This is a genomic window from Janthinobacterium saanense, assembly GCF_014200675.1.
GTDB lineage: Bacteria > Pseudomonadota > Gammaproteobacteria > Burkholderiales > Burkholderiaceae_D > Janthinobacterium.
The window spans coordinates 146,491-172,300 of sequence record NZ_JACHCI010000012.1 but is presented as its reverse complement, the minus strand read 5'-3'; the positions used below and the strand labels follow the sequence as shown (position 1 = coordinate 172,300).

The following is a 25,810-nucleotide window of genomic DNA, read 5'->3' as shown; positions in this document are numbered from 1 at the left end:
GTTAGCCATGAAGCGGGCCGTGCCGGTGATGGCCGCGCTGGCCATCGGCTTTGTGAAGCCGGATGTCAAATTGCCTGACATCACTTTGCAATTCCTGCTGGTCAATCTGCTGCTGACCTGTGTTGCCGAAGAAGCCTTTTTCCGTGGCTTGCTGCAAGGGCGCATCGCCACCTTCTGCCGACCGTTATAGCAAACGCATCGAAGCGGCCATCGCCACCCACTTCATCGTCAACGCGGTGCAGTTCCTGGCATTGACGTATCCCTATCTGCGTGGTGGAGACCATAGCGTGATCCTGTGGAAAGCGGCAAGTCTTATAAGATTTTCGCATAAGCAAGGGTGAAAAGATTCCTTTTTGGAAATAAGGCGCCTAAGGTCTAATGGCGGCATCTTTCAGCCACCACAGGACTTCCATGCAGACTCGTCTTCACCTTGCCGCCCTCGTTCTTAGCTCGATTGCCTTTGTCCAGGTAGCACAAGCGGATCAGCTGGCCACTATCAAGGCCAAAGGCGAACTGGTCTGCGGCACCCTGGGGACGGATGAGCCAAACAGCTTTATCGACGCCAAGTCGCGCCAGCTGGTGGGGTATGAAGTGGACCTGTGCCGCGAAATTGCCAAGAGCCTGGGTGTGAAACCGGTGATCAAACAACTAGCCGTGGCCGCCCGCATTCCTGAATTGCAGCAAGGCCGCATCGATATCCTGACGGCGTCCTTGACGCATAACAAGGAACGCGAAAGCCTGATCGATTTCTCGCTGTCCACGTTTTACACGGGCCAGCGCGTGCTGGTGAAAAAGAGCAGCAATATCACCAGCGTGGCCGGTCTGGCTGGCAAGAAAGTGCTGACCGTCAAGGGTGGCACGCAGGAACCGAATATCCGCAAGGCCGTGCCTGGCGTGGACGTGGTGACGTTTGAAACATCGGGCCAGGCTTATCTGGGCTTGCAGCAAGGCAAGGGCGCCGGTTATGTCGACGATGAAGTCTCGCTGCTCAATAACTATGCCAAGCTGGGCGCTGCGCAAAAAGATTACATCGTGCTACCGCAAAATATCAGCCAGGAAGTGTTTGCCTTCGGCATACGCAAGGGCGAGAAGGGCTTGAAAACGGCCATCGACGATGTGCTGCGCAGCCTGGAAAAGTCGGGGGTAGCGGAGCAATTGTTCTTCAAATGGTATGGCCCGACCAGCAATGTCAAATTCCAGAAACGCACTTTCAAGTTTGATTCCGACAAGATCGAATCCTGATTGTCTGCACCTGACGGTGCACCTGCTTTATTGAGCAAATCTGCGGCGCGGCCTGACAGGCGGCCGCACCACTGTTGTCATCTCCATGCTTCAATTCGATCTGCATCTCTTGCTGTCCGGCGACTACCACGACTGGTTGCTCTCCGGACTGCTGCTTTCCCTCCAACTGATGGGCATCACCCTGCTGTTGTCCTTGCCCCTGGCGTGCGGCGTGGCCATGTTGCGCCTGGCGCCATCGCGCATCTTGAACGCCCTGGGCGCCACGTATGTCGAGCTGATCCGTAACGTGCCCTTGCTGGCGCATTTTTTATTCTGGTATTTCGGCGCGCCTGAATTGCTGCCGCAAGCGTGGAAAGAGCGCTTGTATGCGGGCAATATCGAGGCCATCAGCGCCATCGTCGCGCTGACACTGTACACGGCAGCGTATATGGCCGAAGACATCCGCAGCGGCATCCGCGCCATTCCTGCCCAGCAATTCGAGGCGGGCAGGGCGCTGGGCTTCAGTTTCTTGCAAACCATGCGCTTGTGCATCTTGCCGCAAGCCTTGCGCCTGTCGCTGCCGCCCTTGCTGTCGCAAACCCTGAACCTGTGGCAAAACACCAGCATCGCCACGGTCATTGGCGTGGCCGAACTGATGTACCAGACGCAGCGCGTGGAAACCGCCTCGTTTCGCAGCGTGGAAGCGTTTGCCTTTGCCAGCGTGGCCTACCTGGCCGTCTCTTTGCTGATTGCGGGCCTGGCAGCCTTGCTGCAAAGGAGGGCCGCCTGATGCTGGAACTGATACAAGACTATTGGCTGTATTTCCTGGTCGGCCGCTACCCGGAAGGGCCGCTGGGCGGCCTGGCGCTGACGGTGCTGCTGGCGGGGCTGGCGCTGGTGCTGAGCTTGCCCCTGGGTTTGCTGCTGGGCTTGGCCCGCATCAGTCCCTGGCGCGCCTTGCGCTGGCCCGTCACTGCGCTGGTCCACGTGGTGCGCGGCATTCCCTTGCTGCTGGTGATTTTCTGGGCCTATTTTTTCCTGCCCAGTTTGACGGGGCATGAAAGCGGGCAATTTACCACCATGCTGGTGGCGCTGGTCATCTTCGATGGCATTTACCTGGCGGAAATCGTGCGTGCTGGCGTGCAAGCCGTGCCCAAGGGCCAGCTGGAAGCGGCCCGTTCGCTGGGCTTGCCGTATCTGTCGGCCATGCGCACGGTGATCCTGCCGCAGGCGCTGCGCCACATGCTGCCCTCGCTGGTGAACCAGTTTGTCTCGACCATCAAGGAAACCTCGCTCGGCTACATCATCGGCCTGGCCGAAGTGTCGTTTGTTGCTTCGCAAATCAATGGCCTGGTGCTGACCAAGCCGGTGCAAGTGTATTTCCTGCTGGGTTTGACCTATTTCATTCTTTGTTTCAGCCTGTCGCGCGCCGCCTTCTGGCTCGAGCGGCGCCAGGCCCGCGTTTTGAAAGCCGCCGCATGATCACCTTCGACAACGTCAATAAATACTATGGCAACTACCATGCCTTGAACGGCATCAGCGAGCATGTGTCGAAAGGCGAAGTGCTGGTGGTGTGCGGCCCGTCCGGTTCGGGCAAGTCGACCCTGATACGCACCATCAACCGGCTCGAACCCATCGCTTCGGGCCATATCACGGTGGCCGGTCAGGATATCCACGCGCCGGGGCTGGACGTGAACGCCTTCCGCTCGCATATCGGTTTTGTGTTCCAGCAATTTAATCTGTTTCCCCATCTGTCGGTGCTGGCCAATTGCGCGCTGGCGCCGCAGCGCTTGCGCGGCCTGTCGAAGCGCGAAGCCGAAGAGCGCGCGCTGGCCTTGCTGGACCGGGTGGGCCTGGCCCACAAGGCGCAGGCCATGCCGGCAGCCTTGTCCGGCGGCCAGCAGCAGAGGGTGGCGATTGCCCGCGCGCTGGCCATGCAGCCGCCGCTGATGCTGTTCGATGAGCCGACCAGCGCACTGGACCCGGAAATGGTGGGGGAAGTGCTGCAAGTGATGCGCGACCTGGCGCATGGCGGCATGACCATGGTGTGCGTCACGCATGAGATGGGTTTTGCGCGCGAGGTGGCGGACCGGGTCTGGTTCATGGACCACGGGCAAGTGCTGGAGCGCGGTTCGCCCGACGCCTTCTTTGGCAGCCCGCAACATCCGCGTGCGCAGCAATTCCTGTCCGATATCCGCAGCCCGTTTACTGTCTCCTCTGCTTCCGTTCCCGCCTGATTTTTTCCGCTGCGTGCGCAAGCGAACGGTAGACACCGTCCGCCAGGCGCACGCTGGCACGGTGGCGCATGGAGCGCCGGCAAGCCACCAGGAGGAAGATTATGTCACGCATTATTGCAGGTCATTTTCAGTTACAGGATGAGGTCGCCGTTGCGCGCGAGGCCTTGAAACAGGCTGGCTTTCCCGATAGCCGCATCAGTGTCTTTTTTGTCAATCAGCCTGGCCAGCACGACTTGCATGCGCTGGGCGGCGACCGCGATGCTTCTCCGGGCGCCAAGGAAACCCCGGAAGGCATTGCCGAAGGCGTGGCTGTCGGTGCAGCGGTGGGTGCCGGCATCGGCGCCGCCACTACCCTGGCGACGGGGCCGCTGGGCCCGGTGGTCGGCGCGCTGGTGGGCGGCCACGTCGGTTCACTCTACAGTTTCAACAAGATGAAAGACGCGGGCGAGCCTGACAAAACCGGTGAAAACCGCCAGCAACCGCGTCATCCCGGCATGCTGATCGCGGTGGCGCTCAGCGGCCTGTATGAGCGCGAGCGGGCGCTGGAAGCCTTGCACCTGCTGGGCGCCCAGCATATCGAAGAGGCTGAAGGCACGATTGCCAATGGCGACTGGCATGATTTCGATCCTCTCAGCATCCCGGTGCTGGTGGCCTGACTTGCACAAAAAACGCTGCCAGCGCCAAAAATGCCGCACTGCACGAAATTTAGGTATTATCCTTATCATTACCAGTAACAGAATGCCGATAGGGATAGTTCCCGTGCTGGCAGCAAAGCACCAGCGTGACTGTCCATCTACTGCCTCGCATGCTAATGAGTATGGATAGGAGGGCGCGTCATGACACAGGCATGGTTCATTCTTACGCGGGCCGATGGGCGCGATATCTGTGCGCCGTCGCCGACCCAGCTGGCCGATGCGCTGGCCGAGGTGTACGGCAAACCTGGGAAGTCCGCCGCCACGGCCGATGGCAGCCCGGCCGCCGTGTTGTTGCGCTTTGGCTACGATGATGGCTTGATGTACCAGGTCGAGGTCGCTAGCGGAGGCGTAGTCACTTTCGAGGAATGGTCGGACCGCGATTGCGAAATCGCCCTGGCCAGCCCGCGCCGCATGTCGGCGTTAAAACAGGCCGACGCGCTGCAGTTGTGGCAATGGCTGGCGCAGCGCCAGGTAGCGAAGATACGCAGCCAGCCCTGGCAGTCGGGCGGATAGATATGCTGCCGCTTAATGCGCCATCAGCACAGGGATAGTCATGCTGTGCAGCACGGTGCGCGTGACGCCGCCCAGGATTGTTTCGCGCAAGCGTGAATGTCCGTAAGCGCCCATCACCAGCAAATCGGCCGACAGCTCGGCCGCCTGCGACAGCAAGGCGTCGCCGATGTCGCCGCGCCGCGTACTGCCGCCGTCGAGCAACAGCAGTTTGGCGTCTACGCCATGGCGCGCCAGGTATTCCAGCAGTTCCGCTCCCGGCTGTTCGCCATGCTCGGCGGCATGTACTTTGGCGTCGAAGACGGCCACGTGCACCTGTTCTGCCCGCTGCAGCAGGGGCAGGGCGGCGCTGACGGCGCGGCTCGCTTCCTTGCTGGCATTCCATGAAATGAGCACATTGCGGGCCGCTGCCGGCGGCGCCAGCACGGGCTGCGCCTGGGCATAGGGCACGATCAGCACGGGCCGGCCTGCATGCAGCAGCACATAGGCAGGGAAATCGCGCATCACGGACGGCGATTTATCTTGCGCATGGTATTGGCTGATCACCACCAGGTCCGCATAGCGGGCCAGCAGGCTGATGCCGCCAGCGGCCTCGTCATCGACCACCCTCTGCTCGAACGAGGTCACGCCCGCCGCGCGCACTTGCTGCTCGACACCATCGAGTGCGCGGCTGGCCCTTTCGCGCAGGAAATTGAGGTGCAGCGCCAGGTTGGGGTCGGCATCGAGTTCGGACTGGTTCTGGTACAGCAGGCGCGACACGCCCGTCAGCGAGACGCCTGTCAGGTGGCCGCCGCACGCTTGCGCAATGCTGGCGGCGACGGCGATGCGTGCATCGCGGCTGGCGCTATCGTCGATGTGGAGCAGCACGGTTTTATACGTCATGGCCAGCCTTTCTTGTGTGGAGACAAGGCCCATTCTGGCACAGGCATGGCTGTCGCCTGCGCACGAATGCAGCAGGCTGGGCATTTGATCTGGCGCAAGGCAGTGGCTAAAAACTGCTCCTACACTTGATTCCTCGCAGAAAAACAATCAAAGACGGGGAGACTGGGATATGGATCACATGATGGAACAAAAAAAAGTGGCATTGGTCACTGGCGGCATGGGCGGCCTGGGTACGGCCTTGTGCCGCCGCCTGCACGGCGCCGGTTTCGCGGTGGTGGCCGTGCACTCGCCAGGCAACAAGCGCGTGGGCGCCTGGCTGGAAGAGCAGCAGCGCGACAAGTATTATTTTCACGCACTGGAAGCCGACGTGGCTGACTTCGCATCGTGCACGCAAGCGGTGGGGCGGGTGCTGGAACAGTTCGGCCGCATCGATGTGCTGGTGAACAACGCCGGCATCACGCGCGACCAGAGCATGCGCAAGATGGAATTGTCGCACTGGGCCGACGTCATGCGCACCAACCTCGATAGCCTGTTCAATATGAGCAAGCAAGTGCTGGAACCCATGCTGCTCAAGCGCTGGGGCCGCATCATCAATATCTCGTCGGTCAATGGCCAGAAAGGCGCGTTTGGCCAGTGTAATTATGCGGCCGCCAAGGCGGGCGTGCATGGCTTCAGCAAGGCGCTGGCGCTGGAAGTGGCGCGCCACGGCATCACCGTCAACACGGTGTCGCCCGGCTATCTGCGCACGCCGATGGTGACTGCCGTGCCGGCCGACATCATGGAAAGCAAAATCTTGCCGCAAATCCCCCTGGGCCGCCTGGGCGAACCCGATGAAGTGGCGGCGCTGGTGGCCTACCTGGCGTCGGACGAGGCGGCCTTTGTGACGGGCGCGAATATCGCCATCAATGGCGGACAGCACATGAGTTGATTGGATCAAGGAAGTACGCAAGGAGCAACGGCAGTGGAGGAGACCCCACCGCCCAGCCAGCACACAGAGGCTGGCGGGTGGCTGGACAGCAGCAACGGTGGCAAGGGTAACAAAGTTCAAAGGTGGGAAAACGGGGGGCAAGGCAGCAATGCCTTGCCCTTTGTCGTATGCATGCCGGGTAAGCGAAGTTAGCGGCGGGCTTTTTCCAGCCGCGTCTGGCAATCGATGCATAAACGCGCTTCGGGTCGGGCCTCCAGCCGTGACATGCCTATCTGTTCGCCGCAGTTGTCGCACAGGCCGTAGCTGCCATCGGCAAACCTGGCCAGCGCGTGCTTGATGATGGCCAGTTGCGCGATGTGATGCTCGGCCGCTTCGCTGACCAGGGCGTTCAAGGTGCGCACGCTGGCGTTGTCGGCCGGCGAGGCTTCGACTTCCTTGAGCAAGGAGCCGCGCTCGCCTGCTTCGGCGCTTTCATTGTCGATCTGCGCCAGCAGTGCATGCTTGCGCTGTTCGAGCACGCCGCGCAAGCGTTCACATTGCGCTTGCGTCAATCCTTGCTTCAGTTCTTGTCGTAAGGCATCCATGGCCGGCTCATGTAGAGGTTATCCTCTTCATGGTAGACCATGAAAACCATCTCTGCTTGTGCTGGCGCCTGCGCCGCGTTTGAGCTGGCGCAGGTGGCAGCCTGGCTTTCTATGCTGGCTTTTCGCAGTTGATCATCCAGGCAACGCCGAATTGATCGCTCAGCATGCCGAATCTTTTTGCCCAGAATGTTTCCTGCAAGGGCATGCGGATAATGCCATCGCGGGCCAGTGCGGCGAACACCCGCTCCGCCTCGAGCGGGTCGGGCACGTTGAGGGCGATCGAGCAGCCCGACATGCCCTTGGCGCCATCTTCCGGACAGCCGCCATCGCTGCCCATCACCGAGGTAGGGCCGATCTGCACCGAGCCGTGCATGATCTTGTCATACCAGTCTTGCTTGACTTGCTCCTGCCCCGGCGTGCCGCGAAACGGCATCAGGAACAGGTTTTCGCCGTGCAGATGCTGACGGTAATATTCCAGCGCTTGCGCGCAGTTTCCATTGAATTGCAAATACGCCTCGGCTCGCATGGTTGCTCTCCTGATCGTCCCGCCGGCATGATTGCCGTGCGGTGCGAGATCAGTATAGGCGCTGGCAAACTGATTGCAATCAAGCGTGCGGGGCCGTTTGCAGACGTTCACGCACCTTGTCGACGCTGGCCAGTATGCGCTCCGGGTGGCCGGCGATGACGGCGCTGCCCAGGTTCAGCAAGCTGGTTGCCAGGCTGATCCAGTGACGCACGTTATCGTTGCGGGCAATCGAGAGGCGGACCGCGTCGAGCAGGCCGCTAAGCTGGCGCTGCGCCGCATCGAGTCCCTCGACGGTATGGCCGGCTGCATCGGCATACAGCTGGTTCGCCTGCTGGCGCAGGGCAACTTCCAGCGCAAACACAGCTTGCGCCTGCGTCTGGCTGATACCGTTTTCGCCCTGGCTGGCCCTTTTGCGGATGGCGCGCATGACGGCGCCATGCAGGGTGGCGGCCGCCTGCGACAGGCTGTCGGCCAGTTGCTCGACGCGCATGGCGCTGCTCAGTGCCGCTTCGCGGCGTTCGGTTATCACGGATGTCATCATGGCGGCGCTCCCGGTGTGCTGGTGATGGCCATGGCCAGCCGCCCGTGTTCGCGCGCCAGCAGGCCAAGCTGCTTGCGCGCCAGGGTATGGCGCAGGCCGAACAAACGGTATTCTTCGCTTTTGTCTTGCCGCACCGACGTCGCCAGCACCGTCAGCAAGCGTTGCTGCGGCGTGTCGGCATAGGCGATTTCCACTTCCAGCAAACCGAGCACGATATCGCGCTCGTTGTCGCTGCTTTTGTCGTACAGGCGCAGCAAGCCATCAAGTGCTCCGAGTAAAGCTTGTAGTGGCGCATCGCCATCGTGCAGCACTTGCGCCAGGTGTATTTGCTGGCTGCTGCGGCCGTCCAGGCGCGATAATTGCCCCAGCAAGCTGGCATAGGCCGTGACATGGCGGTCGTCGATGCCGCTGTCGGGCCAGGCGCGCAAGGCGCTGCCAGCGCCATTGAATTCTTTGCGCAAGTCAAAAGCGTCGTCGCGCGCCAGCTGGCCCAGTGCCTGCAGATACAGGCGTATGGCTTGCACGATGGCTGTCACGTCGGCATGCGCGGCGCGCGTTTGCGCAGCAAGCAGGCGCGCTTGTGCATCTTGTTGCGGCGAAAGGTAAGCGCTGCTGCGCCGGTAGCTGTCCAGGTGGCGCTGCGACAATTCGCTGAAGGCATTCAGGGCGCTGCCTTCGGCGGCCAGCGCGCGCACCTGGACCAGCTCGGGGCGCGGACCGGCGCAAGCGGCCAGGGCAATGATCAGGCTGAATACAATACACAGGTGGCTGGGCAGGGAAGTCACGATATCTCTCGACAGTGAAAATACTGTATGGAAAGGTATTGTTATTCCTGCTCGCGTGATGCGCCTTGTGCGGGCGCAAGCCAGGCGAATTAGTCGGTGAGCAATTGTGTGCGCCAAGCCAGGCCAGCGAGGGTATCGCCGGCGGGGCGGTATTCGCAGCCTACCCAGCCTTTGTAGCCGACCTGGTCTAGCAGCTTGAACAGGTAGCGGTAATTGATTTCGCCTGTGCCCGGTTCGTGGCGGCCCGGCGTATCGGCGATCTGGATATGCCGTATCAGCGGCAGCAAGCTGCGGATGGTGTTGCTCAACTCGCCTTCCATGCGTTGCATATGATAAATGTCGTATTGCAGGAAAACATTGCTGCGCTGGCAATCGGCGATGATGTCGGCCGCTTGCTGGCTATGCTGGAGAAAGTAACCCGGCATGTCGTAATGGTTGATCGGCTCGATCAAGACCTCGATGCCATGTGGGCGGCAGGCATCGGCCGCATATTGCAGATTGCCGATCAGGCTTTGCCGCGCCCGCTCCAGACTCATGCCGGCCGGCACAATACCGGCCATGCAGTGCAGCCGGGTCGCGCCCAGCGCCTGCGCATAGTCGATGGCCAGGCGCACGCCAGCGCGAAATTCCTCGTTGCGGCGCGGATCGCAGGCGATGCCGCGCTCGCCCTGTTCCCACTCGCCGGGCGGCATATTGAATAACGCCAGTTGCAGCTGGTGCTGTTCCAGCCGCGCAGCGATGTGCTGCTTTTCCACCGCATACGGAAACAGGAATTCGACGGCGCCGAAGCCGGCCGCCCTGGCAGCGGCGAAACGGTCGAGGAAGGGCAGTTCGGTGAACAGCAAGCTGAGGTTGGCGGCAAAGTTGGGCATGGCGTGGACACAGAGTGAGGGGAGGTTGGACACTATCCTAGCCCAATTTCCAGGAAAGTGGCGGGCATAAAAAAACCGTTCCAGAAGCAAGTCCTGGAACGGTTTTTGTCAAGCCGGGAAGGGCTTAGCGGCCGCGGCCGCCGGAGCGGTGTGATGCTGCCGAGCGCGGCTGATTGCCACCACCGCCGCCACTACGGTTACCACCACCACCGCCGCCGCCCGATGGGCCGGCGCTGCGTGGCTTGGCGCCACTGCCGCCAGTTTTTACACGCACCACGGCGCCGGCTGGCGCGCGGCTGTTGTTGCGGTGACCGCCGGTGCCGCTGCGCAATTGCACAGGCTGGGCGCGGGCGTTCAGGTCTGGTTCAAAACCAGGGATGACTTCGCGCGGCAAGGTTTGCTTGATCAGCTTTTCGATGTCTTTCAACATTTCGTGCTCATCCACGCAGACCAGCGACACGGCTTCGCCCTTGGCGCCGGCACGGCCCGTACGGCCGATACGGTGCACATAATCTTCCGGAATGTTCGGCAAGTCGTAGTTCACCACGTGTGGCAGTTGATCGATGTCAATACCGCGCGCAGCGATGTCGGTGGCGACCAGCACTTGCAGGGTGCCATCCTTGAATTCGGACAGCGCGCGCGTGCGGGCCGACTGGCTCTTGTTGCCGTGAATTGCCAGCGCGCCGATACCGTCCGCGCCCAGTTGCTCGACCAGTTTGTTGGCGCCGTGCTTGGTGCGGGTAAATACCAGCACTTGCGTCCAGTTGTTCGATTTGATCAGATAGGACAGCATCGGGTGCTTCTTGTCGCGGTCGACCGGATGGATCTTTTGCTTGATCACTTCCACGGTCGAATTGCGGCGCGCCACTTCGATCATGGCTGGCTTGTTCAGCAAGCCGTCGGCCAGGGCCTTGATCTCTTCCGAGAAAGTAGCCGAGAACAGCAGGTTCTGGCGTTTCGGCGGCAGTACGGCCAGTACTTTCTTGATGTCGCGGATGAAGCCCATGTCGAGCATGCGGTCGGCTTCGTCGAGGATCAGGATTTCCACTTTCGACAGGTCGACCGTGTTCTGGCCCATGTGGTCGAGCAAACGGCCTGGCGTGGCGACCAGGATGTCGACGCCGTGCTTCAGCTGCTTGATTTGCGGGTTGATGCCGACGCCGCCGAAGATCACGGTCGAGTTCAGCTTGGTGTACTTGCTGTAGGCGCGCACGCTTTCTTCAACTTGCGCTGCCAGTTCGCGCGTCGGCGCCAAGATCAGTGCGCGGATCGGGCGCGTCGAGCTGTTGCTGGTGATCGCCGCGCCATTCGCGTCGGTCGACAGGCGGTGCAGCACGGGCAGGGTGAAGCCGGCCGTCTTGCCGGTACCGGTTTGTGCGCCGGCCAGCAAGTCGCCGCCAGCCAGCACGGCAGGGATCGCCTGAGTCTGGATCGGGGTCGGCACGGTGTAGCCGTGTTCGGTAACGGCACGTACGATAGCGTCGGACAATCCGAGGGAGGAAAAGGACATGATAACTTTATTGTGAGATCGGCCTGTCGCCATCGTGAGGCGCCAGTCGCAGGCAATCAGATTAGGGGTCGAAAGACAGCGGCAAGGGGACTGGTCATATGTGCCGCACACGCGAAGTATAACAGCCTGGCATAAAAGCGTTTCAATTGATTCGCAAAGGAAAGGATGCCTGAAGGAAAATCCATGTGACAGTTGTCGCAAATTTTGCTTGCCTTGCATGTGACACTTGTCGCATAATTGTTTTAATCGTCACAGCAGGAGTCCAGCATGGCTACGCCATCCGTTACCGAACTATCGTTATTGAAGGCACTGTGGAAGCAGCAGCCCCTGTCGTCCCGTGAACTGCATGCCAGCGTGGAAGCAGAACTGGGCTGGTCGTTTTCCTCGACCCGCAAGACGGTCGAGCGCATGCTGGAAAAAGGCATGTTGTCCCAGCGCAGCCTGCATGGCGTGCTGGTATATGAAGCCCATGTGGACAAGGTGGCTACCCTGGCCGCGTTTGCGCATGACTTTGGCCGGCGCGTGATGGAAATCGACAGCCCTTTGCCGGTCAGCATGTTTACGGGCAGCAAGCTGGTGGATAGGCAGGAACTGGCTGAGCTGGAACAGATGCTGCAGGACTGGCCTCTCGACAGCAAGGAGTAGGCGATGATCTTGTTTGCCTTGAAATTATTGCAATCGACGGTCGCCTGCCTGCTGGCCGGTTTGCTGTTGCAGGGGCTGCTGCACCTGGCGCAACGGCGCTGGCCCGTGCTGGCGGCCCAGCGCGGCGTGTGGCTGGGCGCGCAGCTGCTGCTGGCCTGTGTATTCATTTTGTCCCTGTTGCCGCACAGCCAGCGTATCAGCGTGGTGCCGGAAGTGAGCTTGCCGGTGGCGACCACGGTAGTTCAGGCGCTGCCGCTGCCGCTCGTGCAAGCGGCAGTAGCGCAGGTTGACGAACCCTTGGACATTACTTCCCATGCGGTCTGGCTCAAACGTTTGGCGATGGCCTGGCTGCTGGTCTACCCGCTGGGGATAGTGGCGGTGGCCTGGCGCTACCGGCGCGGCCAGGCCCTCGTGCTGGACATGCTGAAGGCGGCGCGTCCGCTGGGCGTGGCCGCCATGCGCGAGCACGGCGCTTTTTCAGAGGCGCAACTGCAGCAGTTGCAGCAGCGGCGCATGGAAGTGCTGGAAATCGATGCGCCGATTTCGCCCATGCTGCTGGGCGCCCTGCAGCCGCGCTTGCTACTGCCCGCGCATCTGGCGCAATTTACGCAAGAGCAGCAGCAATTGATTATCGAACACGAACTGACGCATACGCGCCGCCGCGATCCTGCCGTGCAATTACTGGCGAACAGCCTGCATGCCTTGCTGTGGTTCAACCCGGCCTTGCGCTGGCTGGGCCAGAAACTGGGTTGGGCGCAGGAACTGGGCTGCGACCGGCAAGTGCTGGCCGGCCGTCCGCAGCAGCAGCGGCAACAGTATGCGGCGGCGCTGGTGCGCCAACTGAGCGTGCAAGCCTGTTTTCCTGCCGGCCTGGCCTTCGGTGGCAAACAGGGCGGCATGGTCGACCGGGTGGCCCGCATGCGTGATCCGCAGCCAGCCGCCATGCCCTGGGGCGTCAAGCTGGCCCTGGTGATGGGGCTTGGCACTTTGGGCGCAGGTAGCCTGGGCTTGCAACCGGCCCTGGCCTGGGCGCCGGCCGAACCGGCAGCCACCACGGCAACGGTGCATGCTGCTCCCTGGCGCAATCCGCTGGCCAGCATGCGCGTCACCGGTTTCTTTGGTGTAGTGCGTCCCACTACACCCAAGGGGCTGAGTGGACTGGATCTGGCCGCCAGCCGTGGCACGCCCGTGCATGCGGTGGCTGATGGCGTGGCCAGGGTGGCGCACGATGACTGGATGGGCAATCTGGTGCGCATAGACCATGGCGGCGGGCTGGAATCCCTGTATATCCATCTCGACAGCGTGGCGCTGGCCGATGGCACGCTCGTCAAGGCAGGCCAGACCATCGGCACGGTGGGCGCAACAGGCCGGGCGGCGACCGGTCCGCACCTGCACTTCCAGGTTCGGCAGGACGGCAAGCGGCAAGATCCGCAAACCAGGCTGGCCGGCCTGGACGCCAACGCCAGCGAGCGCGCCCTGCGCATGCGGCGCGAACAATTTGGCCGCTAATCCTGGGTCTTAATATCTAGCTTGAATGTCGGGTTGGCGCATTGCGCTCACCCGGCAACCACCCACCTTTCCAGGAACTTCCATGCGACTGAGTATATTTTTGTGCAGCCTTGCGCTGCCGTTGACGGCGCACGTCCGTGCCGATGATGTCATCCCAGATGCCACGGTGCCTTCCGTGACCGTGAATGCCGGCAAGCTGCAGCAGCGGCGCAACGATACGGTGGCCAGCATCGTGGTCGGCTACGAAGAATTGAACCAGCAGGGCGACCGCAGCCTGTCGGATGCCTTGAAGCGCTTGCCCGGCATTAGCATTGGCGGGCCGCCGGGAGCGGGGCAGGGCGGGCAAGGTGGTCAGATACAGCTGCGTGGCCTGGGCCAGGGCTATACCTTGATCATGCTCAATGGCGTGCCCGTGCCCGCCGGGTTTTCGCTGGACTCGCTGGACCCGGAACTGGTCGAGCGGGTGGAGATCATGCGCGCTGCCACGGCCGAATTTTCTGCGCAGGCGATTGCCGGGTCCATCAATATCATCTTGAAAAAAACCTCCCGTAAGCCGGAGCGTACTTTCAAGCTGGGCGCATCGAACAGCCATGGCATGCCGGCCGGCAGCGCCACGATGCAATTGTCCGACAAGGATGGACGGTTGTCGTATGCGCTGGCCGGCACGCTCAGCCACACGGGGCGCCAGGGCTTGTTTGACGAATGGGACCGTGAGTATGCCGTCGATGGCACACCGACGGTGCTGCGCCATCTGCCGCTGACCGAGCGCGTGACCACGGATGCGATCGAGCTGGCGCCCCGCTTGCAATGGGCTTTGGCGGGCGAAGACAGCCTGTCCCTGCAAAACCTGTTCAGTTTCCGGCGCCTGGCCAGCGCCCGCCATGTGGCGGAAACCGCTTACCTGGGCGGTAATACCGAGTACCCGGACAATGACGCCTACTTTAACCAGGACAGCAGCACCGCGCGCAGCGATCTGCACTGGCTGCGCAAGCTGGAACACGGCGCCAGTCTCGACCTGAAGCTGGGCCTGAACTACAACCACCGCAGCAGCGACTACACCTTCACGGGCGCTGGCCTGGCAAGCAGTACCACCCGCCTGGTCGATTCGGGCGTGGACGATGTGGGTATCAGTGCCAGCGGCACCTATCGTCAAACCCTGGGCGAGCACCATACCCTGGCGGCGGGCTGGGAGGCAGAGCGCCGGCGGCGCGCGGACTTTCGCCGCGAACGCCAGTTCGATTCGGACGGGCCGCCCGTGCTGTCTGACGAAGACTATGCCGCCACGGTGCGCCGCCTGGCCCTGTTTGCGCAGGATGAATGGGAAGTATCAAGCCGCTGGTCGCTCTACCTGGGATTGCGCTGGGAAGCCTTGCGCACGGCCAGCGCCACCGGTGATGGCGCTGCAGTCGATGTGCGGTCACAGGTGTGGAGCCCCGTGCTGCAAAGCCTGTGGAAGCTGCGCAGCCAGGACCAGGTGCGTCTGGCCGTCACGCGCACTTACAAGGCGCCGCAGATTTTCCAGCTGATACCGCGTCCCTACACCATAGACAATGGCAATAGCCCCACCAACCCGGATACGCAGGGTAATCCGGCGCTGCGCCCGGAACTGGCGTGGGGCCTGGACGCCGCCTATGAATATTATCTGGGTGAAGGCGCCATGCTGAGCGCCAGCGCCACCATGCGGCGCATCACCGACGTCATGATGGATCGGCTGTATCAGGATAATGGGCGCTGGGTCAGTTCGCCCTTCAACAACGGCACGGCGCAGGTGCGCGGTATCGAGCTGGAAGCGAAGCTGCCCTTGACGGCGCTGTTCGCCGGCGCACCCAAGCTCGATCTGCGGGCCAACCTGGCGCGCAACTGGTCGCGCGTGGATGCCGTTCCCGGCCCGGATAACCGGCTCGATAGCCAGTTGCCGTGGAGCGCCAACCTGGGCGCCGATTACCAGTTGACCGGTTTGTCCCTGACGCTGGGCGGCAACCTGAATTACCAGGCCGGTGGTCCATCGCGCGATACACGCGAGTTATTGAGTTACCAGGGCACCAGGCGCGAACTCGATCTGTACGGCTTGTGGAAGTTCAGCGACAAGCTGCGTCTGCGTCTGTCCGGCGCCAACCTGCTGGCCCAGAAGTTCGCCACGCGCAGCCTGTATGCGGACAATACGGGCAGCATACAGCGCAATGTCGATACGGCTACGTACCGCACCGTGCGCCTGATGCTGGAAGGGTCCTTGTAAGCTTCAATGCAAAAAAACCGGCCAGGGCCGGTTTTTTTGTGGCTGCCGCGTGCGCAGGTGTTATGCGAACGGCGTCAGCAGGGTAATCATCTGGCCAAAGATCTTCGGGCTGGCGGCGATGATGTCGCCTTTGTACAGGTAGTCCGATTCGCCGCTGAATTCACCGACGATGCCGCCCGATTCCGTGATCATCAGCGCGCCGGCGGCGATGTCCCAAGGCTTCAGGCCTTTTTCGTAGAAGCCGTCCAGGCGGCCGCAAGCGACGTAAGCCAGGTCCAGCGCGGCCGAACCGGCGCGGCGTACGCCCTGGCTGCGTTCGCCCATGATCTGGTACATCTTGAGGAATTCGTCCAGCGCGCGGGCGCTGCCGGCAACGTAGCCGGTGCCCAGCAGGGCGTTGGCGATGCGGTCCAGCTTGGTGACGCGGATGCGTTTTTCGTTCAGGTAGGCGCCGGCGCCTTTGCTGGCCGTGAACAGGTCGTTGCGTACCGGGTCGTAGATGACGGCTTGCGTGACGACGCCACGGTGTGCCAGGGCGATCGAGATGCAGTATTGCGGGAAGCCGTGGATGAAGTTGGTGGTGCCGTCCAGCGGATCGATGATCCACTGATATTCATTCTCGTCGTGCGAGTTGGCGGAAGCGCCCGACTCTTCGCCCAAAAAGGCGTGGTCAGGATAAGCTTTTGACAGCACCTCAATGATGGCTTGTTCAGCCGCCTGGTCGACGTCGGTGACGAAATCGTTATGTTGTTTTTCCGTGACGACGACGCGGTCGAGGTCAAAAGAGGCGCGGTTGATGACAGTGGCGGCGCGGCGGGCGGCTTTGATCGCCGTATTGAGCATTGGGTGCATATGAGCTTCCGTTAAAAGCACGCGGGCGCCCAGCGGTGCTTTTCAGTACCGGAGCGCAAGTGTGCAAGAATGAATTAAAGAGCGTAGCGGTGGCGAAATGGTTAAAATCCCGGCTTGACGTCAGCGTTTTGTGACGTCGCTTCCCGAAATTTCCTGTATCGATACCGCGCAATGGCGCTATTTTAAATGAATCTGCCCGAAATCAACACGTCTCTTTTCAACCGCCTGCGATTTATTCTTGTCGAAACTAGTCGCTCTGGCAACATTGGCGCCGTCGCCCGGGCCATGAAAACGATGGGTTTTTCTGAACTGGTGCTGGTCAACCCGCGCTTTGCCGATGCCTTGACGGACCCGGAAGCGGTGGCCTTTGCCAGCGGCGCGCAGGATATCCTGGCCGGCGCGCGCATCGTCGGCTCGATCGCCGAAGCGCTGGAAGGCTGCAACTATGCGGCCGCCGTGTCGGCCCGGCTGCGCGAATTCTCGCCGCCCGTGGCCGCGCCGCGCGCGCTGTCGGCCCAACTGGCTGCCAGCACGGAGCTGCACGCCGCCGTCATCTTCGGCAACGAGCGTTTCGGCTTGCCCAACGAGATCGTCGAGCAGTGCAATGTGCTGATCAATATCCCCGCCAATGCCGAATATTCCTCGCTGAACCTGTCGCAGGCGGCGCAGGTGGTGGCCTATGAATGCCGCATGGCGGCGCTCGATGTGTCGGATGCTGCGCCAGCCGCCAGCCCTATCGGCTTTCATGGCGACGCGGCCAGCCTGGCCCAGGTCGACGGCATGTATGCGCACCTGGAACAGGCGCTGGTGGCCATCGATTTTCTCGACGCCGACAATCCGAAAAAGCTGATGCCGCGTTTGAAGCGTTTGTTTTCGCGCACGGGACTGGAGACGGAAGAAGTCAATATCCTGCGCGGCATCGCGCGCCATATCCTGGCCGTGGCCAAGAAGTAAGGCGTCAGCGCTGCCATGATATGGACCCGGCTGCTGCGCCAGTTCATTGCCGTCGCCGAGGAACGCAATTTCCGGCGCGCCGCCGAACGCCTGCACATGGCGCAGCCGCCCTTGAGCCAGGCGATACTGCGGCTGTCACCCAGTGTGAGTTAAAACGTCTTATGCGAGATGAATAAGATATTTTACAGATGATGGTGTGTGAGCCAGCATGGCGTTTTGATCCGACCAAAGCCGCCATGTCCTCTCTTTCCTTATGCTCCGATACTGTATTGCCACCAGCGATATACCTGCTTTCCCTGTGCAGCTTTGCCTTCGGCCTGTCCGAATTCATCGCCACCTGCCGGAAGAGCCCTGGTGATTGTGTGGCTGGGCCTGACCCTGGCGCTGCTGTGGCGAACTAAATAGACGCTACGCTCTACTGTGCTTGCACAGGCGCCGCCTGCCTTGGCATACACTTGCCAAAAATATCAGGAGACGGGATGCGGGGCAAAGAGGTGTGGACACTGGGCGAGGCGCGGACATGATCGTCCGCATCCTCAAGGGCTTGATGCTGCTGCAGCTGCTGGCCGTGCTGGGCCTGGCCTGGCTGCTGCAGCAGTTGCCGGTGGCGCCGTGGCTGGCGCCGTACTTGGCACTGTTATTGGCGCTGGCCATGGTGCTGGCCGCGCGCGCTGTGCTGGTGCTCCATCATTTCTGGCAAAGCCGGCACTTTGGCAGCCCGGTGCCGCCGGCCTTCCGGCTCGATGCTGCTGGCGCCGTACGGCTGTTTTTCGGCGAACTGCAGGCCGGCTTGTGGACTTCGTCCTGGGGCATGCTGCGCCCGCGCTTGACGCCGTTGGACGCGCAGGCGTCCTCCAGCTTGCCCGTGCTGCTGATCCACGGTTATGTGTGCAACCGCGGTTACTGGACGCAGCTGAGCCGGCGTCTGGCGCAGGCCGGCATCGCGCATGATGCGGTCGATCTGGAACCGATAGGCGCCGGCATCGACGATTTTTTGCCCCAGGTGCACGGCGCCGTGCAGGCCCTGTGTACACGCAGTGGCGCGCAGCAAGTCGTCATCGTGGCGCACAGCATGGGCGGCCTGGTGGCGCGGGCGTATCTGCGCCAGTATGGTGTGCAGCGCATCGCGCACGTGATCACGGTGGGCACGCCGCACCATGGCACGGCGCTGGCCAACCTGGGCCTGGGACGCAATGCGCGCCAGATGAGCCGCCCGCATGGCCAGCCGCACCCGTGGCTGGTGCAGCTGGCCGCCGGCGAGCGAGCGGAAGTGCGGGCCCGATTCACGTCTATCTATAGTCATCACGACAATATCGTCGCACCCCAGGATTCAGCCTGTTTGCCCGGCGCCCGCAATCTGGCGTTTGGCGGCATGGGCCATGTGGCGCTGGCCAGCGATGTGCGCATCCTGGCGCGGGTGATGGAGGAAATCACTATCGTGTCCGAAGTCGCAAACAGCGTTTTCACTGCCAATTCGCGCTGACTTTTGTGGCGTTTTGTCTGCATGGCAAGACTGTCTGCCTTGACACTGCTGTTGCTGTTTTTTAACAGGACGTGACGGAGAAAAGCCTGGTTTACTACGGCACACTGGTTTAAGCTTGCTGTGAGCACTGGCGGCAAGTGTGGCTTCTTTCACTGTTTAGCGAGCTCAGCTATGGCGTCCGTAGCGGCGGATTCGGCTGATGCGCTTTATACTGAGGTTTGCGATAATCTGTTATGGGATTGTTATGCTGTAGAGCCTGCTTGCATAGCTGAAAAGATGGGCGGCGGGTATTCATGATGGAATGTGTTTTTGGTGGGAGTGCTAATTGTCTGCACGTATCCTGATTATTGAAGATAACGCCACCAATATGGAATTGATGGTGTATCTGCTGCGCGCCTTCGGTTATACGCCGCTGGCTGCCTATGATGGCGAAGAGGGCGTGCGCATGGCGCGCAGCGAAGTGCCTGACCTGATCATCTGCGACGTGCACCTGCCCAAGCTCGATGGCTATGGGGTGGTGGCGGAACTGAAAAAAGACCCGGCCTTGCGCAAGATTCCCGCGCTGGCCGTGACTGCGCTGGCCATGGTGGGCGACCGCGAGCGCCTGCTCGAAGCGGGTTTTAATGGCTATATCGGCAAACCGATCGAGCCTGATCTGTTTGTCGCGGAACTTGAATCTTTTTTACCCGGGGCGCCGTCGACGCCCGTTAAAAACGACGTTGCCACTATTCTGATCGTTGACGATCATGTGCTGAACCGCGAGTTTCTCACGGCGCTGCTGGGCTATGGCGGCCACCGTTTGCTGGAAGCGGCAAATGGGCTCGAAGGCCTGGAGATCATGCGCAGCGAACGGCCGGACCTGATCATCTCCGACATCCTGATGCCGAATATGGACGGCTACGAATTCGTCACGCGCGTGCATGAAACCCCCGAGCTGGCCGATGTGCCCATCATCTTTTATACGGCCACCTACCGCGAACAGGAAGCGATTCTGCTGGCGCAGGCATGCGGCGTGCGCTGGGTGCTGCCGAAACCATCGGACCCCGATGTGATCGTGCGCACGGTGAACGAGGCGCTGGGCCTGATGGCGCCTGACAGCCAGCTCAAGCCGCGGCCACGCGCCGCTACGCCGCCCGGCAAGTTGAGCGGCATCGAGCATCAGGTGACGGGCTATCTGGAAGAGCTGGAATCGAGCAGCCAGCAGATTTCGCAGCTGGCCAGCCAGGGCGAGGGCCAGGTGGCCGTGCCGGAAGATCTGGCCATCATGACCGAACGCCTGTCGCGCTCGCTTTCCAGCCTGCAGGCGGTCAGCCTGCGCCTGACGGCGCTGATCGAACTGGGCATCGAGCTGGGCGCCGAGCGCGATCCGCGCGCGCTGATCGCCGCAGGCTGCAAGGTGGCGCAAAACATCTGCGTGTCGAAATATGCGTGCATCGGCGTGCTGGACGAGGGCGCCGAGAAACTCAGTTATTTTTCTTCCTGCGGTTCGGAAGAAAATATCGGGAATATCGCCAACGCGCCGCGCATGGGCGTCTTGAATCGCCTGATTGAACAGCGGGAACCATACCGCGTCAATGGACTGCAAGGCGACCCTGGCGCGCTGGGTCTGCCCGCCAGCCATCCGCCCGTACATTCCTTTTTGGGTGTGGCCATTGCTTCGCGCGAACGCAGTCACGGCTGGTTGTACCTGGTCGACAAGCTGGGCGCCACTGAGTTTTCCGAGGTCGACGAGCGTGTCGCCGCCACCGTGGCTGCGCAAATCGCCGTCGCCTACGATAACCTGCTGCTGTACGATGAAATCAAGCGCCACCACGAGCAGCTGACCCTGGATATGGCGGAACGCATCCGCCTGGACGAGGATCTGCGCCGCTTCCGCCTGGCGATGGACGCCACGGCCGACGCCATTTTCCTGGTCGACCGCGCCGAGATGTGTTTCATCGACGTCAATCAGACGGCCTGCCGCATGCTCGGTTTCGAGCGCGAGGATTTTCTCGGCGTGCGGCCGGGCCATCTGAGTGTAGGTGGAGCGCCGCTCGAAGAGTTGTACAACAAGCTGCTGGCCGGCGACCAGAGTGGCCAGATGACCGAGCTGCAGCTGCAGCGCAAGGATGGCTCGCGGCTTTCCGTGGAAGTGCAGCGGCGCACCCTGCGTTCGGGCCAGAACTGGATACTGGTGGCGGTGGCGCGCGATATCAGCGAACGCAAGGATGCCGAGCAGCGCCTGCTGAAGCTGGCCCATTTCGACACCTTGACCGGTTTGCCGAACCGCAGCCAGTTCTACGAATCGCTGACGCATTCATTGGGCCAGGCGGCAGAGCACCAGTGGGCGGTGGCGGTGCTGTTCCTCGACGTCGACCGTTTTAAGAATGTCAATGACACCCTGGGCCACACCCTGGGCGACGAGCTGCTGCGCCAGTTTGCCAGCCGGCTGGTCGATTGCCTGCGCGTGCGCGACACCATCGGGCGCTTTGGCGGCGACGAGTTTGCCGCCATCCTGATCTTGCCCGAAGGCGCGCAGCATGCGGTGGGCGTGGTCGACAAGATCCGCGAGGCGATGCGCAAGCCCTTTGATTTGCAGGGCCATGAAGTGACCGTCACGGTCAGCATCGGCATTTCGGTGTACCCGGACGATGGCAGCGATGCCGATATCCTGATCCAGTATGCCGACACGGCCATGTACCGCGCCAAGGAGGCGGGCCGCGACGTGTTCCGCTTCTTCACGGCCGAAATGAATGCCCAGTCGATGGCCAGGCTGGACATGGAAAACGCGCTGCGGCGCGCCATCGACAATGCGGAATTCGTGCTGTTCTTCCAGCCCAAGGTGCACATCGGTTCGGGCCGCATCAGCGGCGCCGAGGCGCTGATACGCTGGAACCGGCCGGGCCACGGCATGGTTTCGCCGGCCCTGTTCATCCCGCTGCTGGAAGAAACGGGCTTGATCGTGCGGGTCGGTAACTGGGTGCTCGACGAAGCCTGCAAGAAGATCAGCGAGTGGGGCGCGACCAGCATCGGTCCGGTGCACCTGTCGGTGAATGTGTCGGGTATCCAGTTTTTTGTGGGCGGCCTGGAAGAAGAGGTGCTCAAGGCGATCCGCAAATACGATATCGCGCCCGACCTGCTGGAACTCGAATTGACGGAAAGCTCGCTGATGTCGAATGCCGAGGAAACCATCGCCGTGCTGCGCAACCTGAAGGCGCTGGGTATCCAGATTTCCATCGACGATTTCGGCACCGGCTATTCCAGCCTGGCCTATCTGAAGCGCTTCCCGATCGACAAGCTGAAAATCGATATCGCCTTCGTGCGCGAAGTCACCAGCAATCCCGATGACGCAGCCATCGTGCTGGCCATCATCAGCATGGCGCACAGCATGAAGCTGCAAGTGATCGCGGAAGGCGTGGAGAACGATGCGCAGCTGGCCTATCTGCGCCGCCACGGCTGCGACGAAATGCAGGGTTACTATTTCAGCCGCCCCGTGCCGCAGCAAGAGTTCGAGCACATGCTCACCGGCGGCAAACTGCTGCCATCGCCGCAGGAGCTTGCGGGCGATGAACAGCAGACTTTGCTGATCGTCGACGACGATGTCTTCATGCTCGATGTGCTGAGCGACTTTCTGGCGCAGGACGGCTACCGCATCCTGACGGCGCAGACGGCCGCCGAGGGTTTTGATATCCTGGCGCGCCACCAGGTGCAGGTGATTTTGTGCGACCAGTGCATGCCGCAGATGAGCGGCACCGAATTCATGGAGCGGGTCAAGCACCTCTGCCCGGACACCTTCCGCATCATGCTGTCGGCGTATTCCGATTTGACGCCCATCATGGCGGCGATCAACCGCGGCGCCGTCGACCGCTTCTATACCAAACCCTGGAAAGGCGCCGTCCTGCGCGAAAACATCCGCGAAGGCTTCCGCCTGCATGGCTTGCTGCACGGCCCCGTGCGCGCCGCCGCCTGACGTTTTTTGTCATGGCGGTTTAGTAGCGGCGCTCTATCGTATTAGATTCCTCGCTCTAGTTTTGCTCACTACAATCAAATTGTCCGTAGTGTCCGTGGGCAGTCGAATGCAAGGAGGCGATGATGGCGAAGAAACTGAAGGAGCTGGCGGAAGATGGCGAATTGGCCGATGCCGTGCGCAATTCCGCGCAGCAGATCTGGCAGGCAGGCCTGGGTGCTTTCGCCAGGGCGCAGCAAGAGGGCGGCCGCGTGTTTTCCAGCCTGGTCAAGGAAGGCACGGCGTTTCAGCAGCGCGCCGAAGCCAGGGCGGCCGATGTCGGCGGGACTGTCAGCGACACTGTCAGCAAGTTCGCCGGCGGCGTCGGCAGGCAGGCCAGCGGTTCCTGGGACAAGCTGGAGCAAGTGTTTGAAGAGCGCGTGGCGCGCGCCCTGGCCACCATCGGCGTGCCCACCAAGGGCGAAATCGCTGCGCTGCATGAACGGATCGATCAGCTGAGCCGTCAGGTGGCGGCGCTGTCGGGCGCCAGACCGGCAGCCAGGGCCGTACGCAAGCCGGCCGCCAGGCCTGCTGTGAAGGCCGGCGTCAAACCGGCAGCGCGAAAGAAAACTACGGATGACTAGCGCGCCGCATCCCCCAGCCTGCCCGTGCAGGCTTTTTTTCGCCACTGCGTGTATCCCGCGCTGCTGCGTGCCGGCGCCGCGTGCTGTTTCATTGGAACTATTTTAGATGGTATGCTTGCGGCAGAACAAAGAGAGACTGCCCGCCATGCTACAAAAAGTACCACGCCGCACCCGCGAACGCATCCTGGAGTTGTCGCTGCGCTTGTTCAACGAATTTGGCGAGCCGAATATCACGACCACCGTGATAGCGGAAGAAATGAATATCTCGCCGGGCAATCTGTACTACCATTTTCGTAACAAGGATGACATCGTCAACTCGATCTTTGTCCAGTTCGAGGCGGAAATCGAGCGCATCCTGACCGTGCCGGACGGGCGCCGCTCGAATATCGAAGATGTCTGGCTGTATCTGCACCTGATGTTCGAACTGATCTGGCGTTACCGTTTTTTTTACCGCGACCTCAATGATTTGCTGTCGCGCAACCGCAAGCTGGAATTGCATTTCAAGCTGATCCTGGCGCACAAGATCAAGGTGGCGACACAGCTGTGTGTAGACTTGCGCAGCGAACAGTCGCTGGAGGCGTCGGACATGGAAATTTCTGCCATGGCGACCAATATGGTGGTGGTTGCCACCTACTGGCTGTCGTACGAGTACGTGCGCAATCCGCGCAAGTACACCGAGCAGCAATCGATGTCCGATGCACTGGCGCGCGGCTGTTACCAGGTGCTGTCGCTGATCGGGCCGTATTTGCGCAATGAAACACATTTGCTGTTTCGTAAGCTTTCTGAAGAGTATGTGACTAAACTGAAGAGCGATTGACCGGCCGTCCACGGTAGTGGACGCGGATAACCCGCTCGCTGACAGGAGAATCGGCATGGCCTGGACACAATTTCCGTATCCCGACGACGCGTATGTCTATACGCCGCAGACCCTGGAAGCTGCCTGGAAGCGCTTGCACACGGGCGATGTGGAAGTCTTTCCCCAGCAAGACCGGCTGGTGCAGGCCTGGATAGCCTTCCATGCCGGCGATTTCGAGCGTGCCGTCAAGCTGGGCCTGGCCGCTGGCGTGCCCGGCTATGCCGTGGCGCACAAGGCCACTTGCGTGTACGCCACGCATCTGGAACTGGATCAAGGCCGCAGGCTGGCGCTGTACGAAGAAGTGGCCGAGCGCTGCGAACGCCAGCAGCAGGAACAGCCCGACAATCCGGCCGGTTTTTATTGGCATGCCTACAGCCTGGGCCGCTACGCGCTGGGCATTTCCGTCGTCAAGGCGCTGGCGCAGGGATTGGGCGCCAAAGTGCGCAACAGCCTGAACCGCACGGTGACCCTGGCGCCGCTGCACGCCGAGGCGCATGTGGCGTTTGGGATTTATCATACGGAAATCATCGACAAGGTGGGCAGCATGATAGGCAACCTGACCTATGGCGCCAGCAAGGATGATGGCTACCAGCATTTCAAGACGGCGCTGGCGCTCAATCCCACTTCGGCCCTGGCCCATAGCGAATATGGACGCGCCTTGAATATGCTCGATGGTAAGAAAAAACTGGCGGAAGTGCTCGCCTTGTACGGCAAGGCCGCCGATTGTGTGGCGCTCGATGCCAAGGAGCGGCTGGAAGTCGAAGCCGCTATTGATGAACTGAAAGAGTAAGGATAGCTGTGATCAAGGCTTTATGTGTTTACTGTGGCGCCAATGCAGGCGTGACCCCTGAATATGCGCAAGCGGCGCGCGCACTGGCGCGTGTGCTGGTATCGGAAAATATCGCGCTGGTGTATGGCGGCGGCAAAGTGGGCTTGATGGGCGTGATTGCCGATGAAGTACTGCGCCTGGGCGGCGAAGTGACGGGCGTGATCCCCACCCAGCTGGTCGAGCGCGAAGTAGGGCATACCGGCTTGACGCGCCAGTTCGTGGTGAAAGACATGCATGAGCGCAAGGCCATGATGGCCAGCCTGGCCGATGCCTTCATCGCCATGCCCGGTGGTTATGGCACGCTGGAAGAATTGTTCGAGATGCTGACCTGGGCCCAGCTGGGCATCCACGCCAAGCCGATCGGCTTGCTCAATGTCGACCATTTTTATGATGGCTTGATCGCCTTCGTGCAAAACGGCAAGGAACAGGGTTTTATCCGCCCGCAGCATGCAGCCTTCCTCAATGCCGATGCCGATCCGGCTGCGCTGGTGCAGCGGCTGAAGGGTGGCGTGCTGTAGTACGAAGTTGATGTTGGATTGAAAAACGGGCCATGCAGCAATGCATGGCCCGTTTTTTACAGGGGTTT

26 protein-coding genes and 1 pseudogene are annotated in these 25,810 nt (G+C 61.4%); 19 read left to right on the top strand and 8 right to left on the bottom strand.

The genetic code is table 11. From position 1 onward, the window contains the following. The first annotated feature begins 7 nt into the window (after positions 1 to 7). The 7 genes from HDE72_RS17205 to HDE72_RS17175 all read left to right on the top strand — a co-directional run bounded on the left by HDE72_RS17205 (position 8) and on the right by HDE72_RS17175 (position 4,666). A complete protein-coding gene (locus HDE72_RS17205) occupies positions 8 to 190 on the top strand; it encodes a CPBP family glutamic-type intramembrane protease (RefSeq protein ID WP_183743123.1) in 183 nt (60 codons plus the stop codon). A 221-nt stretch (positions 191 to 411) separates the two neighbouring features. Next, entirely contained in the window at positions 412 to 1,242 is an 831-nt protein-coding gene (locus HDE72_RS17200; protein WP_183743122.1) for a transporter substrate-binding domain-containing protein, read from the top strand. A gap of 85 nt (positions 1,243 to 1,327) precedes the next feature. After that, complete coding sequence (locus HDE72_RS17195) at positions 1,328 to 2,011, top strand: amino acid ABC transporter permease (protein WP_183743119.1); 684 nt, start codon at positions 1,328 to 1,330, stop codon at positions 2,009 to 2,011. Next, positions 2,011 to 2,703: an amino acid ABC transporter permease gene (locus tag HDE72_RS17190; RefSeq protein ID WP_183743117.1), complete on the top strand. Its 693-nt coding sequence runs from the start codon at positions 2,011 to 2,013 to the stop codon at positions 2,701 to 2,703. Before HDE72_RS17195 ends, HDE72_RS17190 begins: the two co-directional genes overlap by 1 nt. Next, complete coding sequence (locus HDE72_RS17185; protein ID WP_183743115.1) at positions 2,700 to 3,458, top strand: amino acid ABC transporter ATP-binding protein; 759 nt, start codon at positions 2,700 to 2,702, stop codon at positions 3,456 to 3,458. Before HDE72_RS17190 ends, HDE72_RS17185 begins: the two co-directional genes overlap by 4 nt. 101 nt (positions 3,459 to 3,559) lie before the next feature. Continuing rightward, positions 3,560 to 4,114 carry a glycine zipper domain-containing protein gene (locus HDE72_RS17180; protein ID WP_183743113.1) on the top strand — a complete coding sequence of 185 codons (555 nt, stop codon included), beginning with the start codon at positions 3,560 to 3,562 and terminating at the stop codon, positions 4,112 to 4,114. Between the two features lie 180 nt (positions 4,115 to 4,294). Then, entirely contained in the window at positions 4,295 to 4,666 is a 372-nt protein-coding gene (locus tag HDE72_RS17175) for a hypothetical protein (protein ID WP_183743111.1), read from the top strand. A gap of 12 nt (positions 4,667 to 4,678) precedes the next feature. Here the strand turns inward: HDE72_RS17175 and HDE72_RS17170 are convergent, their stop codons facing one another. Next, positions 4,679 to 5,545 (bottom strand): universal stress protein, encoded by an 867-nt coding sequence (locus tag HDE72_RS17170; RefSeq protein ID WP_183743109.1) that lies wholly within the window; start codon positions 5,543 to 5,545, stop codon positions 4,679 to 4,681. Positions 5,546 to 5,726: 181 nt separating this feature from the next. Here HDE72_RS17170 and phbB point away from each other — a divergent pair, with 181 nt between their 5' ends. Further along, on the top strand, positions 5,727 to 6,473 hold the full coding sequence (gene phbB, locus HDE72_RS17165; RefSeq protein ID WP_183743173.1) for an acetoacetyl-CoA reductase: 747 nt from the start codon (positions 5,727 to 5,729) through the stop codon (positions 6,471 to 6,473). Positions 6,474 to 6,661: 188 nt separating this feature from the next. Here phbB and HDE72_RS17160 read toward each other — a convergent pair whose 3' ends face one another. The 6 genes from HDE72_RS17160 to HDE72_RS17135 form a co-directional block, all read right to left on the bottom strand. Continuing rightward, positions 6,662 to 7,057, bottom strand: a complete 396-nt coding sequence (locus tag HDE72_RS17160; protein WP_183743107.1) for a TraR/DksA family transcriptional regulator — start codon at positions 7,055 to 7,057, stop codon at positions 6,662 to 6,664. Positions 7,058 to 7,166: 109 nt separating this feature from the next. Then, positions 7,167 to 7,583, bottom strand: a complete 417-nt coding sequence (locus HDE72_RS17155; protein ID WP_183743104.1) for a VOC family protein — start codon at positions 7,581 to 7,583, stop codon at positions 7,167 to 7,169. Positions 7,584 to 7,662: 79 nt separating this feature from the next. Then, entirely contained in the window at positions 7,663 to 8,124 is a 462-nt protein-coding gene (locus HDE72_RS17150) for a hypothetical protein (protein WP_183743102.1), read from the bottom strand. Then, positions 8,121 to 8,909 carry a hypothetical protein gene (locus tag HDE72_RS17145; RefSeq protein ID WP_183743100.1) on the bottom strand — a complete coding sequence of 263 codons (789 nt, stop codon included), beginning with the start codon at positions 8,907 to 8,909 and terminating at the stop codon, positions 8,121 to 8,123. The genes HDE72_RS17150 and HDE72_RS17145 overlap by 4 nt, the downstream gene beginning before the upstream one ends. Before the next feature lie 89 nt (positions 8,910 to 8,998). Beyond that, on the bottom strand, positions 8,999 to 9,781 hold the full coding sequence (otnI, locus tag HDE72_RS17140) for a 2-oxo-tetronate isomerase (protein WP_183743098.1): 783 nt from the start codon (positions 9,779 to 9,781) through the stop codon (positions 8,999 to 9,001). A gap of 124 nt (positions 9,782 to 9,905) precedes the next feature. Next, positions 9,906 to 11,291 carry a DEAD/DEAH box helicase gene (locus HDE72_RS17135; protein WP_183743096.1) on the bottom strand — a complete coding sequence of 462 codons (1,386 nt, stop codon included), beginning with the start codon at positions 11,289 to 11,291 and terminating at the stop codon, positions 9,906 to 9,908. Positions 11,292 to 11,558: 267 nt separating this feature from the next. On the opposite strand from HDE72_RS17135, the gene HDE72_RS17130 reads away from it, so the two are divergent. The 3 genes from HDE72_RS17130 to HDE72_RS17120 all read left to right on the top strand — a co-directional run bounded on the left by HDE72_RS17130 (position 11,559) and on the right by HDE72_RS17120 (position 15,681). Beyond that, positions 11,559 to 11,936, top strand: coding sequence for a BlaI/MecI/CopY family transcriptional regulator (locus HDE72_RS17130; RefSeq protein ID WP_183743094.1), 378 nt, complete (start codon positions 11,559 to 11,561; stop codon positions 11,934 to 11,936). Positions 11,937 to 11,939: 3 nt separating this feature from the next. Beyond that, positions 11,940 to 13,445: a M23/M56 family metallopeptidase gene (locus HDE72_RS17125; protein ID WP_183743092.1), complete on the top strand. Its 1,506-nt coding sequence runs from the start codon at positions 11,940 to 11,942 to the stop codon at positions 13,443 to 13,445. 82 nt (positions 13,446 to 13,527) lie between these two features. Beyond that, positions 13,528 to 15,681, top strand: a complete 2,154-nt coding sequence (locus HDE72_RS17120; protein WP_183743090.1) for a TonB-dependent receptor plug domain-containing protein — start codon at positions 13,528 to 13,530, stop codon at positions 15,679 to 15,681. 60 nt (positions 15,682 to 15,741) lie between these two features. On the opposite strand, the gene HDE72_RS17115 is transcribed toward HDE72_RS17120, so the two are convergent. After that, the gene (locus HDE72_RS17115) at positions 15,742 to 16,524 is read right to left on the bottom strand and encodes an inositol monophosphatase family protein (protein ID WP_183743171.1); all 783 of its coding nucleotides are present in this window, start codon (positions 16,522 to 16,524) and stop codon (positions 15,742 to 15,744) included. A gap of 195 nt (positions 16,525 to 16,719) precedes the next feature. Here HDE72_RS17115 and HDE72_RS17110 point away from each other — a divergent pair, with 195 nt between their 5' ends. From HDE72_RS17110 to HDE72_RS17075, 8 genes and pseudogenes are all read left to right on the top strand, one after another. Next, the gene (locus HDE72_RS17110) at positions 16,720 to 17,487 is read left to right on the top strand and encodes an RNA methyltransferase (RefSeq protein ID WP_183743088.1); all 768 of its coding nucleotides are present in this window, start codon (positions 16,720 to 16,722) and stop codon (positions 17,485 to 17,487) included. A gap of 15 nt (positions 17,488 to 17,502) precedes the next feature. After that, positions 17,503 to 17,622: pseudogene (locus tag HDE72_RS17105) on the top strand (helix-turn-helix domain-containing protein); the annotation flags it as partial. 385 nt (positions 17,623 to 18,007) lie between these two features. After that, positions 18,008 to 18,970, top strand: a complete 963-nt coding sequence (locus tag HDE72_RS17100) for an esterase/lipase family protein (RefSeq protein ID WP_183743086.1) — start codon at positions 18,008 to 18,010, stop codon at positions 18,968 to 18,970. A gap of 325 nt (positions 18,971 to 19,295) precedes the next feature. Continuing rightward, complete coding sequence (locus tag HDE72_RS17095; RefSeq protein ID WP_183743084.1) at positions 19,296 to 22,919, top strand: EAL domain-containing protein; 3,624 nt, start codon at positions 19,296 to 19,298, stop codon at positions 22,917 to 22,919. 119 nt (positions 22,920 to 23,038) lie between these two features. Next, on the top strand, positions 23,039 to 23,539 hold the full coding sequence (locus HDE72_RS17090; RefSeq protein ID WP_260176758.1) for a phasin family protein: 501 nt from the start codon (positions 23,039 to 23,041) through the stop codon (positions 23,537 to 23,539). Between the two features lie 145 nt (positions 23,540 to 23,684). Continuing rightward, positions 23,685 to 24,356 (top strand): TetR/AcrR family transcriptional regulator, encoded by a 672-nt coding sequence (locus HDE72_RS17085; protein ID WP_183743082.1) that lies wholly within the window; start codon positions 23,685 to 23,687, stop codon positions 24,354 to 24,356. A gap of 55 nt (positions 24,357 to 24,411) precedes the next feature. Then, positions 24,412 to 25,185 carry a tetratricopeptide repeat protein gene (locus tag HDE72_RS17080; protein ID WP_183743080.1) on the top strand — a complete coding sequence of 258 codons (774 nt, stop codon included), beginning with the start codon at positions 24,412 to 24,414 and terminating at the stop codon, positions 25,183 to 25,185. A gap of 11 nt (positions 25,186 to 25,196) precedes the next feature. Continuing rightward, entirely contained in the window at positions 25,197 to 25,742 is a 546-nt protein-coding gene (locus HDE72_RS17075) for an LOG family protein (protein WP_183743167.1), read from the top strand. The last annotated feature ends 68 nt before the right edge of the window (positions 25,743 to 25,810 follow it).